Annotated in this window: 10 protein-coding genes; 6 read left to right on the forward strand and 4 right to left on the reverse strand. The window is 37.9% G+C overall.

What is annotated here, in order from left to right; genetic code table 11:
* Positions 1-213: 213 nt before the first annotated feature.
* Positions 214-645: a hypothetical protein gene (locus tag ACNSN3_RS05935; RefSeq protein ID WP_010389773.1), complete on the forward strand. Its 432-nt coding sequence runs from the start codon at positions 214-216 to the stop codon at positions 643-645.
* Between the two features lie 189 nt (positions 646-834).
* On the opposite strand, the gene ACNSN3_RS05940 is transcribed toward ACNSN3_RS05935, so the two are convergent.
* Positions 835-2,490 carry a hypothetical protein gene (locus tag ACNSN3_RS05940; protein WP_418608771.1) on the reverse strand — a complete coding sequence of 552 codons (1,656 nt, stop codon included), beginning with the start codon at positions 2,488-2,490 and terminating at the stop codon, positions 835-837.
* Positions 2,491-2,545: 55 nt separating this feature from the next.
* Positions 2,546-4,942: an exonuclease domain-containing protein gene (locus ACNSN3_RS05945; RefSeq protein ID WP_418608772.1), complete on the reverse strand. Its 2,397-nt coding sequence runs from the start codon at positions 4,940-4,942 to the stop codon at positions 2,546-2,548.
* Between the two features lie 359 nt (positions 4,943-5,301).
* Here ACNSN3_RS05945 and ACNSN3_RS05950 point away from each other — a divergent pair, with 359 nt between their 5' ends.
* The 3 genes from ACNSN3_RS05950 to rluB all read left to right on the forward strand — a co-directional run bounded on the left by ACNSN3_RS05950 (position 5,302) and on the right by rluB (position 7,431).
* On the forward strand, positions 5,302-5,823 hold the full coding sequence (locus ACNSN3_RS05950) for an EF-hand domain-containing protein (RefSeq protein ID WP_418608773.1): 522 nt from the start codon (positions 5,302-5,304) through the stop codon (positions 5,821-5,823).
* A gap of 151 nt (positions 5,824-5,974) precedes the next feature.
* Positions 5,975-6,565: an SMC-Scp complex subunit ScpB gene (gene scpB / locus ACNSN3_RS05955; protein WP_008110002.1), complete on the forward strand. Its 591-nt coding sequence runs from the start codon at positions 5,975-5,977 to the stop codon at positions 6,563-6,565.
* Entirely contained in the window at positions 6,562-7,431 is an 870-nt protein-coding gene (gene rluB, locus ACNSN3_RS05960) for a 23S rRNA pseudouridine(2605) synthase RluB (protein WP_008110001.1), read from the forward strand. The genes scpB and rluB overlap by 4 nt, the downstream gene beginning before the upstream one ends.
* Before the next feature lie 65 nt (positions 7,432-7,496).
* Here rluB and ACNSN3_RS05965 read toward each other — a convergent pair whose 3' ends face one another.
* Positions 7,497-8,243, reverse strand: coding sequence for a YciK family oxidoreductase (locus ACNSN3_RS05965; protein ID WP_109874741.1), 747 nt, complete (start codon positions 8,241-8,243; stop codon positions 7,497-7,499).
* A gap of 207 nt (positions 8,244-8,450) precedes the next feature.
* Here ACNSN3_RS05965 and ACNSN3_RS05970 point away from each other — a divergent pair, with 207 nt between their 5' ends.
* The gene (locus ACNSN3_RS05970; RefSeq protein ID WP_418608774.1) at positions 8,451-10,886 is read left to right on the forward strand and encodes a VolA/Pla-1 family phospholipase; all 2,436 of its coding nucleotides are present in this window, start codon (positions 8,451-8,453) and stop codon (positions 10,884-10,886) included.
* Between the two features lie 100 nt (positions 10,887-10,986).
* Positions 10,987-12,003: a protease SohB gene (gene sohB, locus ACNSN3_RS05975; protein ID WP_138626862.1), complete on the forward strand. Its 1,017-nt coding sequence runs from the start codon at positions 10,987-10,989 to the stop codon at positions 12,001-12,003.
* A gap of 84 nt (positions 12,004-12,087) precedes the next feature.
* Here the strand turns inward: sohB and ACNSN3_RS05980 are convergent, their stop codons facing one another.
* Positions 12,088-13,419, reverse strand: a complete 1,332-nt coding sequence (locus ACNSN3_RS05980; RefSeq protein ID WP_054200804.1) for a dicarboxylate/amino acid:cation symporter — start codon at positions 13,417-13,419, stop codon at positions 12,088-12,090.
* Between the last annotated feature and the right edge of the window lie 46 nt (positions 13,420-13,465).

The following is a 13,465-nucleotide window of genomic DNA, read 5'->3' on the forward strand; positions in this document are numbered from 1 at the left end:
TATTCGTCAAATTGTATCAGCATTTAGAGCGACATAACATGACTGAAATGAGAAAATAACTGCACAATTGTTGATCAATTACTGTTTAATGTTTAAACATTGTAAATGCATTATTAAATAATAAAATAAATAAAATATTCAATTGATATGTTAAAAGTTGTCTATATAATGCGCAAAAATCGTTTGTTTAACTCGTTCAAATAGGACTACCTGATGAAAACTCAATTACTTTTAGCTGCCTCTCTTTTTGTTTCTGTTACCGCTTCTGCACAAAGCAATGCGTATTACAGCAAAGACAATAAATTAGAGTCAAACTTGTGCGTAGTAAGCGCCAATGAAGGTTTTTCAGCTGCACGTAAAATGGCAGCAAAGCATGGTATATACTTATCTCGTTATTCAAAAAGTATCCTATGTAACGGTCAAGACATTCGCGATATTGCAAAACAACAAACTGCAGCACAGCCTGCAGCATCAAAAGTTGAAGTATTTGCAAAAGATTCACATCAAGAAACACAGTTATGTATAACTGCATTAAAGCAAGGCTTACAACCAGTGCGTAAGCAAATTGGTAACTTAAACACATTAAAGTGTAATGGCCAAAACGTTACTGACTTTGTTAAGCGTTACCAAAACGCTGCAATCTAAATTACTGTATTTAATATATAAAAAGCTCGGTTTTTACCGGGCTATTAAGTCAAACTGTGGCTACCTATACTTTTAGGTAGCCATTTTTATTTTTGATGCTCTATAAATAAAGGGCTACAGAAAGCTTTGACCTAGTAAAAAAGAACAACAATCATACGAGGAAGTATTTAAAATCAAAGGCTTACTTTTTTATAGATAGAAATAGTCCAAAACAGGGCCTTTACCCATTCCCCCTCTATAGCTTTTAACTAGAGCTTTTTGTTCCATGTTATAGGTGATCCCCCCAGCTAAACAAGATTCTGCTAACACAGGGTTATCTTCAACAAGTTTCAAGTAATTACTTTTAAACCAATTGACAACTACGTTACGCAAAGCTTTACCTTCATCTCTACTACTTGTCTTATAGCCTTTTATCCATAGAACATTAAGGCAAAATCCCAGGTAGCGAGTTGATTTATAATTTGGGAATCTTTCAAACTCCTTAATTTCGTCATATATGATACGCCTTACTTTATGTAAAACTATCCTCCTAGCTTCTGTATCTTCAGCAAACCTGCTTATTAACTTCCCCCATACCGTATTGTGTTGAATAGTCCAGCATGTATCTATCGGAGAACGAACATAAGCCGCTGCATGTATTAATTCAGCGTAAAATTTTGCAATTTTATCGTATAAGTTTTTTTGATTTTCTTCTTTGGGCTTAAGAGCAATCAGATGAGGTGTTACGTCCTGCTTACCCAAAACAGTTGTGAGTTCGTGCGCAAAATTTATTAAAACTTCAAACTTTTTATATGCATCATTTCGCCAATCTAAATCAGTATTATTGAACTCAGAAATACCAAGAGAGAAACTCTCTATATCACTTATGGCCCTGTATAAGATAAATGAATGAGCAAACCAATAGCCTTGTTTTAAGTAAGACTCAAAAGTTAACAAAACCATATCACAATATTTGTTGAGTTGTTCTGAATCCCAATCATCACGTTCTTTATAATTAACATCAAATACAGAGCGATTACCTAGCATATTCAGCAGTTTGTAATTACCGAACATAGATGAACTTAGTGGTTTAATGTAACCCAACAACCCAGACTCGTATCCATGATCTTCATGGTAAATTTGAGAATTTTTGTTCTTGATCAATTCAGCCGTAAGATTTGAAGTTAATGTGGAAAAGCTTTCAACATGAATGATATCTTCTTTTGATAATGCATCAAACAATACCAATGCCGTATTAGGTGATACGTCTGCTATGCATTGACACATACGTCTATTTGCCAATAGTAGAGCCATATCATTTGCGAAATAGCTAACATGATCGGTTTTTAGTTCTTGAGCGACAGCTTTCTGGTTATTTGCAAGCTTGACAATATTTGGGATTGATAATGAAAGTTCATCACTTAAAATTTTGATTTCTTCAATATTTCCTTTCAATACTACTCGATATAGTTGCATTGAAAACTTTTTATAATTTTTATTAGAAAACTTGGGAGGGGAAATAAAAGCATACCAAAGCCAAATAATAACTATTGATAGAAAGATGATTGCAAAACTGCTTTGCCAAGCAGCTTGTGACATATTCCATGTTACTGTTGGCCATTTTTGAGCAACCCAAAACTCTGTTATTAATGTGCCAATGCCAATAGCAGTGATAAGAAAAAAAATCGTTTTATTTAGATTTACAGGAGATACTGATATTCTAAATTTATACCTAAAGTCAGTAATCGTATACACAATCAATAACAGAGCAAGCCCCGTCAGAAATTCAGAAAAACCAAAAATCGTACTAGTAGAGCTACCAGCCTCAACTAAACAAAGTCCTAAAAAATCCCAATTACATTCCATTTAAGCTGCTCCATTAATATTATTTTATTTACTTTAGTTGGCTGATATGTTTTGGTTAACTAACTATAAATTCTTTATTAGCACTGAAGCTGAGGATATCAGATGCGCGGTACACATGTTGAGCTATACCTACTCGCTGGGCTGGAGTAGTCGGCTCGGCATCACTTCTTTTATCTTTTAATGACTTTTCGTTTGTACGACAAAAGTTATTATAAACACGCATTATTTCAATTAGCTTACACATCCACGTAGGGTTATAGCCTGCATATACATTCCAGCGTTTTGAGTTTGTCGCACTGGTAACAGGTCGTTCAAGCATATTAACTAGTCTACGTAATACTTGAAACCAGTTATCTACGCCATTAAGCGATGTGGACTGCAATATCATTGATGCTTGCTCTATTGAATCGGCATTAATCCCTGTTAAGGGCTGCACGGCAACAAAGCGAGAGTTAGGGTTAGGATTGATAAGCCATTCTGAACGTTTACCAGGTTGTGTTACAGGTCGGTCAAACTGAGTCTTCCACATACGTTGCCATAACTGCTTCTCTGATTCATCAGGGTAATCAGCTTGCAGGGCTAATGCTCTTGCCTTTAACTCTTCAGTCATACCTGCGTCTAACAAATTAGCGCCACCACTTTTATCGGTAGTTAGAATGTAAGCATAGAGCCTATTTTGAGCAATCATGTCTTGAAATACAGATGGGAAAGCAACCTTAAAGCCACTGTCATTATCCAAAAAATAGATAAAGCTTTGGCAATCAACAAGTAATCTTTTAACTTTTTCAAAATGAGCTAGTGTACTATAAGTTTGATGAACTAAAAGCCCTTTACGTGGCATTTGCAACGGGACATTGATGAAGTTGTTATCTGTTGGCGATTCAACTTCATCATCCGATAGTACATATTGACCAAAGCGTCTGTAGTACCGAGGTTTATCACCTTCATTCTTTCGCTTATATTCACTCTTGATATAGCCTGAATCGGATGTTGGGTCGAAATTCACTGTTGATGCCAATACGTAACCAGATAAGTTATCTACCGTGGATGTATTAACAACCCTAGTGGGCATTGGTGTATGTGTATCATTCCAGTTAGATAAGTAATATTGACGGTCACAGCTTAATATTGGCGCAACCTCTGCGAAGCGACTAGTTAAAGAAGCTTCGTGAAGGCGGCTAAACAATAAAGATTGTTTATAAAAGAAGTCGATCTTATCGTATACAGTTTGAGGATTCAGACCAAGCACATCTGCCTGTCTGTTGACGATACCTTTATTTACGAATGCTAAGTAAAAAGGTTCATTTACATCTCTGCGATAATGTTTTTGCTGGGGATCTCGAACTACTGAAAAGTTCTTACCGCATGATTTACATTGATAACGTTGTGAGCCAAGCAAAGGCTGAAGCTCTATCTTGATTTTCGGTTTACGATTATTAGTACCTTTAGGAATTTTGGGAGTAGCCCACACCCTTGTCTTTCGAGTTAAGCCATTCTTTTTGTAAATATTAGGGTGACTATAAATCCCTTTACCTACATTATCACAACCTTTTAAGCTGTTTGTACATGAAGGCTCTGTGGGTACACCAATAGAATTATTGCGAATAGATTCTTGAACATATGCTCTGTTGTTAATCATTTTGAAGCTTTCATTGCATAACAGACATGTCAGTAAATGTGATTCAATCCTTTTACTATAAGTAAGTTTATAATCATTACCTAAGCCTCTGCTGGGTGTTTTATCAGGCTTTAAGCGTGGATTTTTAGCTGGTATACCAAAATTACCGCAATCAGCATTTTTACAAAAGTTAAGCTGCACCATATGACCCGTTACAGGGTGTTTGTAGGCGCGTGGTATGATGATAGCTTTAGGTTCTCTATGTTTTACTTGTTGAGGAGTATGCTTTAGTGGTTCGATTGAGCTATCTATTAATTTGAAGTATAGAGATGCGGTTAAGTTAGCATCAACATATGCGCCATGGATTTTTCTAGAAGATGTATCAATTGAATAACGCCTGCAAGCATTGTTCAAAGAAATTTTGTTAACACCTAGAACTTGCTTAGCTAACTCCATAGCACAAGTTACCCGTTTGCAATGTGTGACTAAGGATATATTTTTGCCAATATGACGAAACTCAGACTCTATAAAACCAATATCGAACGATTTGTTGTAAATAACTAAGTGAGAATCTTTTAGAAAAGATAGTAAGTTATCAGCGATATCTTCAAATTTTGGCTTACCGATCCGGCTTGCATCAGTAATACCATGAATTTTTAAAGCGCCTTTGTTAGAACTTTTACCAGCTCCTTCAAGGATTGTTTGAATAACTGACCCTGTAGGGTTTCCAGAAACATACTCAATACAAGCAATATCAATGACTCTATGATTGCCATTTTGTGTGCTTAAGCCAGTAGTTTCAGTGTCTAGAAAGGCGATACGTTCATTTTTCATCTATACTCCTTTAATAAATAGTATAGTAAAAAACTCACAAAAACAAAGTTAACTCATTGTTTTATATGTACTCCTCGTACGATTTCATTTAAAAGGTGCTAGCTATATCTCTTTAATTTAGCAGGTTTTATATGAAAAATGGCTATTCAATCTCTTGAATAGCCACAGTTTGACTTAATAGCCCGGGTTTTTACCGAGCTTTTTTTTGTAAAAATTACCTATGTAGTTTGGAAGAATTGCATTATTGAATATCGCAATAGAAGTTGTTTTTGTTTAATTGTCTGATTTTAATGGTTTATTTTTTTGGCATCGTATTTGTATCACTAAAATTGAAATTTATTAATACAAGGATACGTCTTATGAAAAAATTAACGATAGCTTCTACTGTTTTAGCCGCATTGAGTTTAGCAGCTTGTTCTTCAAATCAAGGTTTAGAAAAAATCGACAGTGATTTTGCAAGCTTAGATAACGACAGCGATGGCTTTATTTCTAAAACAGAAGCCGACGATGATAGTATTTGGCAGCACTTTTCAAACATAGATACAAATATGGATAATCAAATAAGCCGTAATGAATATGATGCTTATATGCAGCTAAATGCTGGAAAAGTTGCTACAGATAGTGAAGTGAGTGAGTCTGCATTTAAAGCTGATATTGCCAAGTTTGATAAAATAGAAAATGATTTTAAAAGCTTAGATAATGATAGCAATGGCTTTATTTCAGTTACTGAAGCTGATGACGATGATATATCAAATCATTTTGGTTACATGGATCGTAATAAAGATAAACAAGTAAGCAAAAAAGAGTTCAACAGCTATATTCAAAAGCATGGTGATTCTGTTGCAGAAGATGATGCACTTGAGCAACTTAAAAACAGTTAAATTACGTTACTGAATGTACTTGATATCAAGCCAGTGTTTTTCACTGGCTTTTTTATGCCTATGAAACGTTATTTTGTTAATATATTTTCCTAGTTTGTGATTGTTCTGTCATAATAGATGGCTGTGTGTTTTTATTAACTTAAGAGTGATTATGGTAGGTCGGCGAATTAGTGATGAACAATTAATTGAAATCATTGAAGCGGCGATTTTTGTGGCAGATAAGCCCGTATCAAAACGTCATCTTAAGGACACGGTTTTAAACGATTTAGCAATTTCTATGGCGCGCATTAATGATGCTGTAGAGGCAATTCAAGTTCATTATCAAACCCGCGGTATACGCTTAGTTGAGGTAGGCAGTGGGTATCGTTTTCAAGCGTGTAGCAGTTTAAGCCCATGGTTGAGTAATTTATGGCAAGAACGCGCTCCTAAGTATTCGCGAGCTTTACTCGAAACCTTGTCGCTAATTGCATATAAACAACCTATTACCCGTGGTGAAATTGAGCAAGTACGGGGCGTAGCAACAGGCTCAAATATTATTAAAACTCTGCTTGAAAGAGAGTGGGTTAAAGTAGTTGGGCATAAAGAAGTACCTGGGAAACCGGCACTTTATGCAACGACTAAACAATTTTTAGATTATTTTTCAATAACGGGACTTCATGATTTACCTGCATTGCCAGAGCAACAGCAAAGTAAAATTACCCAGTTATTAAGTGATCCTTCTGTGAGAGAACCATCCAAATGAGTATACAAGGTGAAAAGTTACAAAAAGTCCTAGCCCGCGCAGGGGTAGGTTCACGCCGCGAAATGGAAAAATACATTGACGCTAATCGTGTGAGTGTAAACGGTAAAGTAGCTAAGTTAGGCGACAGGGTTGAAGAAACCGATTTAATTCGTGTTGACGGCCACACTGTTAAAATTGAAGAAAAAGCTGACAGAATTTGTCGCGTAATTATGTACAACAAGCCAGAGGGCGAACTAAGTACTCGTAAAGATCCAGAAGGTCGTCGTACTGTATTCGACCGTTTGCCACGTATAGATGGCGATCGTTGGATAGCAGTAGGGCGATTAGATGTGAATACGTCAGGGTTGATGCTCTTTACCAATGATGGTGAATTAGCAAATCGCTTAATGCACCCGAGCTACGAAGTTGAACGCGAATATTCAGCTCGCGTATTTGGTGAAGTGACTGACGAAACAATGAAAAACTTACTTCGCGGTGTAGAGCTTGAAGATGGTCCGGCTAAATTTACCGGTATTAAGCCTATGGGCGGTGAAGGCATTAACCGCTGGTACAACGTAACTCTTAACGAAGGTCGTAATCGTGAAGTTCGTCGTTTATGGCAATCACAAGATGTGGAAGTGTCACGCCTAATTCGTATACGTTACGGTAAATTAGAGCTTGATAAGCGTGTACCACAAGGTGGTTGGATTGAGTACGATTTAGACACAGTTAACTATTTACGTAAAACAGTTAAACTTGGTAAAGAAACGCAAACTAAGCTGTCGGTTATCCCTGAAAAACGTAAAGATAAGCGCGCGAAAATAAATCAAATTCGTAAGGCGGTTAAAAAGCATAATCAACGTGTAAAACCGACTAAACGTAAGTAATTACGCTACTAATAAAACAATAAAGCCGCTTTTTATAGCGGCTTTTTTACGTTTAAAACTAAATATTATTTTTTAACCTGTGCGTCTAACGATTGGCCATTGATATCTTTTGAGTCGTCGCTCATTAAATACAGATAAGTTGGCATTAAATCTTCAGGTGTCGCAAGTAAATCACGATCCTCACCTGGGAATGCACTTGCACGCATCGATGTACGGGTTGCGCCTGGGTTAATACAGTTAACACGGATTGGCGTTTTTTCAACTTCACACGCCCATGTTTGCATCATACCTTCAACCGCAAATTTAGAAATTGCATAAGGTCCCCAAAACTCTCTTCCTTTACGACCGACACCCGATGAGGTAAATACCACTGAGGCACTTTTTGATTTACGCATGACAGGGAATAGCGCTTTAGTGATCATCGCTTGTGCGGTGACGTTTACTTTCATCACATTTTCGAATGTTGATGAACAAAAATGCTCTAACGGCCCTAAAGTACCTAAAATACCCGCGTTATTTAATAGTCCATCAAGGCGGCCAAATTGATTTTCGATTGTTGCGGCTAAATCTCGATAGTTCTGCTTAGTTGCACCTTTTAAGTCCATAGGCACAATCGCTGGCTGTGGGTAGCCTGCATTGACGATTTCGTCATACACACATTCTAGTTTATTAGTTGTTTTTCCTAATAAAATAACGGTTGCACCATGTTTAGCATAGGTAATAGCTGCGACACGGCCGATACCATCACCTGCGCCTGTGATCAAAATTACTTTGTCTTTAAGTGCGTTTTCAGTTGCTTGATAGGTATGCATAAAAGTACCAATGTTTAAATTTTTTTTGATTTTAACATAGCAAATCGACAAGTAATCGAATTTATTACAAATTTAGGTGGCGAAACTAGAAAGTTTACGTTAAGTTTAACTGGTCTAATGTCTCATTAATATACTAGCTACATTATTTTAACTTAATTACACTGACTATAAACACACTATAAAAATAAGATTTGTGCGGAGAACACTATGAAAAAAATGCTACTCTCGCTCTCAGTTGCAGCTGCATTAGCAGGCTGTGGCGGCGGAGAAACGTTAGAAGATGTTAAAAACGATTCAGTTACAGTTATTCCAAAAGCTACGGTAAAGTTTGACCCTGCAAATGGTGTAATTTCGGTTCCTAATGATTTATTGATGAGTGGTACGCTTGATGGCACACTCAATATTCCTGGGGAATTAAATGACGAGAATGTTTCTATCTCTCGAGCTGAATATGCAGATCCGCAACTAGCAATAGGCGCACTTGATGGCTGGTCTACTCAAGTGCCATTCAAAATTGCTCTAACCTTTCCACCGGGCATTAGCCTTGATCAAACGTCTGCAGCTTCACCAGGCTCTGTACGTATTTTTGAAGTGATCATGGGTGCAAGCTTAACTGATGCCGAATGTTCGCAAGCACCAGCCGGTGCAGCATGTAAATTAGTAGGCGAATTGACCTTTGGCGTGGATTTTATTACACAAGGCTCTGGAGACGCGGTTGCAATTGTCCCACTTAAGCCTTTTAAAGCCGGTAGTTCATACATTAATGTGCTAACGACTGAACTGAAAGATTCACAAGGTCGCTCAATTGAACCATCTTCAACATATGCCACTGTTAAACAAGAAGCGCCTTTAGTAACGCCATCACAACTTGCGCTGCAAGGAGCTGTGAATAGTTATGAAAACGTAGTAGTAAGCTCTGGTGATATTACAAAAGACGATATTATTTTTTCTGCTGCTATGACAATGCAATCAGCAGGACCAGTGCTTGGCACGATTAAAAAGGTTTTAGCAGCAAGCTTAACAGAGCCAACAATTCCAACGCCTGCGTTGCAAATTCCAACTCAGCCTATGGCTAACGTACAACAAGCTTTTGCATTGCAGGGGGTGACTGTACCTGATGTGTTCCAAGCTGCGCAATATCAAAAAGGCAGCATTCAATTACCTATGTATTTAGGCACGCCTGAAGGTAAAGAGATCAGTGATTTAAACGATACTTACTGGCAAGGTATGTGTGATAGTGCTGTCGCTATTTTAGGCTATAAAGCGCAAGCTGGTGAAGCGTTCCCAACCGATCCTATTAGCACTAACGATGCAATGTGTGCTGCTTTGAGTGATGGACAGCTTCGTGATTTAGGGCTTGATAGCACTAAACACTTAACTAAATATAACTCACTTCCTAAAGTGCAGAGCATGGCTAATGTGCCAGTGCAAATTACTAAGCCGATTTTACCGGTTGTTAATGCATACCGTACAGGTTTAGGTTTAGAGCCATTTACTGCTATGCCAGCAGGTGGTTGGCCAGTAGTGATTATGCAACACGGTATAACCACACAAAAAGAAAGCATGTTAACACTAACAGCACAGCTTTCACTGCAAGGCTTTGCCACAGTTGCAATTGACCATCCTCGTCATGGCGAGCGTGGTGTAGACGTTGATTTAGACGGTAATGATGACTTTAACGCAACGACAGGCTCTGTACTTAGTTACATGAACTTGAGCTCATTATTAGTAGCTAGAGATAGCCTACGCCAGTCAAGTGCTGACTTACTTGGTTTACGTTTAGGTCTAAACTTCAGCGGTGATAGCACAATGAATTCACAAGATGTGTCTTACATTGGCCATTCTCTGGGATCAATTGTAGCGCCTGCGTTTATTGCACAAGCTAATAGTCCATTGGCCGACCAAGTAGACCCATTATTTAAGGTTAACGCTGTAGCATTAGCAAGTGGTGGTGGCGGTATTGCAAGCTTCTTACTAGAATCAGCAGCGTTTGGTCCATTTATTCAAGGCTCTGTACTTTCTCAAGCAGGTACTGCTGAAGCTGATGAGTTCAATGCATTTTTAAACGCTGGTGCGTTATCAAACTGTGGTGCTTTGTTACCAGACATGCAGGACTTCTTAAGCTGTGGCTTTAATGAATTTGCAGCATCGCTAACTATGGCGGGAGAAACCGATAAACTTGCTAATATAAAGGGCGTAATGACGCAGTTTGTATTTGCAGCACAAACAGCATTAGATAGTGGCGACCCAACCAACTATGCAGCAACTGTTAAAGCACTAGAAACGCCAGTGTACATGAATGTTGTTGTTGGTGATGGCACAGATAATAACAAGCCAGATCAAGTTATTCCGCCAATGACTGCTAACAATCCAATTGCAGGTACAATCCCTTTAGCCAACTTTATGGGGTTAGAAACAGTAAGTACATCGCAAGCGCCAACAGAGATGGGCTCTAGCTATTTAGTTAAATTTAATACCGGCCATCATGGGTCAATATTAACACCTGCACAGGATGAAGGTGAGTCGTCTACAGTTGCGGGTAGTGCAGCTGCGAATGCTGAAATGCAATTGCAGGTTGCTACTTACCTAGCTTCAAGAGGGCGCCTTTTAATGGTGCAAAACACTGAGGTTGTGACGAATTAATAATCAACCACTCAATTAAGTACTAAAAGCCACTGTATAGTGGCTTTTTTTTATTTTAAAGCATGCTAAATTGACTGAAATTTATAAACGGAGAACACAGTTGGAATTTTTATACGAGTACGGTTTGTTTTTTGCTAAAACCATTACCTTTGTTATTGCTATCGCTGTCATTTTGACCTTAATTGTAAGCTCGGCTGTTAAGCCAAAAGCAAAAAAAGGTGAGATAGAAATAGATGACTTATCAGAGCAGCTTACTAATATAAAAGAAAGCTTTTTAAATAATACGCTAGGTAAAAAAGAGCTAAAAGCCTATCAAAAGCAACAAAAAATAGAGCAAAAAAAAGCTGAAAAAGAAGAGCCTAAATCACGACTCTATGTTATTGACTTTAACGGCAGCATGGATGCACATGAAGTAGAGAGTTTACGCGAAGAAGTGACTGCGATTATTTCAATCGCGGACCCTGAAAAGGACAAAGTGTTAGTTCGTCTTGAAAGTGGTGGCGGCGTTGTGCATGGCTATGGTTTAGCTGCATCACAACTACAACGTTTTAAGTCAGCTGGTATTGAGTTAACCGTATCAATAGACAAAGTCGCTGCCAGTGGTGGCTACATGATGGCTTGTGTGGCTGATCATATTATTGCAGCGCCGTTCGCAATTGTTGGCTCTATTGGTGTTATTGCACAAATTCCAAACTTTAATAAAATATTAAAGAAGAACGATGTTGATTTTGAACAAATTACGGCGGGCGAATTTAAACGTACGCTAACACTTTTTGGTGAAAATACCGATAAAGCCCGTGAAAAATTTCGCGAAGAGATAGAGCAAACCCATGTGTTATTTAAAACCTTTGTGAGCACACAGCGTCCCAGTTTGAATATGGACTTAGTGGCAACGGGTGAACATTGGTTTGCAACCCAAGCGATTGAAAAAGGCTTAGTTGATACCATTAAAACCAGTGATGATGCCTTACTAGAGCAGCAACATCAGCATCAAATATACAAGGTGCAATATAAAATTAAAAAAGGGCTAAGTGATAAGCTTGCAATAGGGCTCAGCCATGGTGTGAATAAGGCAGGAGTGAGTTTAATGTCAAAATTTAAGGCGTTAAACCCTTAATAATTTCATAGCTTATACATAATAAAAAAGCCTTGTTACTTAATGAAGTAGCAAGGCTTTTTTTATAACTTAAGATAGAAGCTGTTAGTCAATTGACTTGTGATAGTCTTCTAAATCTTTAGCTGCATTAGGGTCGTTGAAAATACTTTCATCTAATTCACCCTCACTTTTAGCCACAACACAGGTTACCATACAATCGCCTGTTACATTTACTGCGGTTCGGGTCATATCAAGTAGTCTATCAACACCTATTATAATTGCGATTCCTTCAACAGGTAAGCCTACTTGGTTAAGTACCATAGCCAGCATAATTAAACCAACGCCAGGAACACCCGCTGTGCCAACCGAGGCAAGCGTTGCTGTTAGTATTACCATTAAGTAATCAGAAATAGTTAAATCAACACTAAATACTTGAGCAATAAATACCGTAGCGACACCTTGCATAATTGCAGTGCCATCCATATTAATGGTGGCGCCTAATGGAATAGTAAATGAGGCCACTGAGTTATTAGCGCCTAGCTTCTTAGTTGCAGTCTCAAGTGTGATAGGCATAGTTGCGCTTGAACTTGAGGTACTAAAAGCAAATAAACAGGTGTGTTTCATTTTAGCTAAGAAAGTGAGCGGGTTTAGGCCTGTAAGTACTTTTAGCAGCAGAGTGTAATTTACGAATGCATGCAATAACAGGGCTAAAACAACCACGCCAAAATACTTAGCTAAGCTCACAATTAAGTTAAGCTCGATGGTAGTAAATAACTTAGCCATTAAGAAAAATACGCCGTAAGGAGCAATATTCATTAATAATGTAACTAGTTTTAAGATAACGGTGTTTAAGTCTTCAAATACTGTTGCTACACGTTTACCTGCTTTACCGCTAAGCGCCATTGCAATACCAAATAATAAAGCAAATACAATAACTTGTAGCATATTACCTTTTGCCATTGCTTCAAAAGGATTGGTAGGGAACATATCAATAATAACGCGAGCTAAAGTTGGCGCTTCTTTTGCGTCGTAGCTTGCTTGAGAAGGAAGCCCAATCCCTTCACCTGGGTTAAATAGTAACGCCAGTGTAATTGCCACTGTAATAGCTATCGCTGTGGTAACCAAATATAGGCCAATCGACTTTCCACCTAAACGGCCTAATTTTTTAGGATCGCTTAAACTACAAGTACCACACACAAGCGATACAAAGACGAGGGGAACAACTAGCATTTTTAAACTAGCTATAAATATTTGCCCACCTACATGAAAAAGGCCATCAACAAAAAAGGCTTTAATTGGCAAAGAGAATAACCCAAGAGGGATTAGGTAATCGTCTTCACCAGCTAATATAGCCTGAAATATAAAGCCTACTGCAACACCAAGCACCATACCAATCATGATGCGAGTAGTTAAACTCATTGAACGGATTTTAGACATATTTCCAATCTATTTTTTATAAATTTGGCATAGACTAACAGCATGT

The organism is Pseudoalteromonas sp. US3C1004, from assembly GCF_048401065.1.
GTDB classification, from domain to species: domain Bacteria; phylum Pseudomonadota; class Gammaproteobacteria; order Enterobacterales; family Alteromonadaceae; genus Pseudoalteromonas; species Pseudoalteromonas undina.

Coding starts and splice junctions, on each gene's coding strand:
- ACNSN3_RS05935 (WP_010389773.1), top strand. CDS start 214: ATGAAAACTCAATTACTTTTAGCTGCCTCTCTTTTTGTTTCTGTTACC.
- ACNSN3_RS05940 (WP_418608771.1), bottom strand. CDS start 2,490: ATGGAATGTAATTGGGATTTTTTAGGACTTTGTTTAGTTGAGGCTGGT.
- ACNSN3_RS05945 (WP_418608772.1), bottom strand. CDS start 4,942: ATGAAAAATGAACGTATCGCCTTTCTAGACACTGAAACTACTGGCTTA.
- ACNSN3_RS05950 (WP_418608773.1), top strand. CDS start 5,302: ATGAAAAAATTAACGATAGCTTCTACTGTTTTAGCCGCATTGAGTTTA.
- scpB (WP_008110002.1), top strand. CDS start 5,975: ATGGTAGGTCGGCGAATTAGTGATGAACAATTAATTGAAATCATTGAA.
- rluB (WP_008110001.1), top strand. CDS start 6,562: ATGAGTATACAAGGTGAAAAGTTACAAAAAGTCCTAGCCCGCGCAGGG.
- ACNSN3_RS05965 (WP_109874741.1), bottom strand. CDS start 8,243: ATGCATACCTATCAAGCAACTGAAAACGCACTTAAAGACAAAGTAATT.
- ACNSN3_RS05970 (WP_418608774.1), top strand. CDS start 8,451: ATGAAAAAAATGCTACTCTCGCTCTCAGTTGCAGCTGCATTAGCAGGC.
- ACNSN3_RS05980 (WP_054200804.1), bottom strand. CDS start 13,419: ATGTCTAAAATCCGTTCAATGAGTTTAACTACTCGCATCATGATTGGT.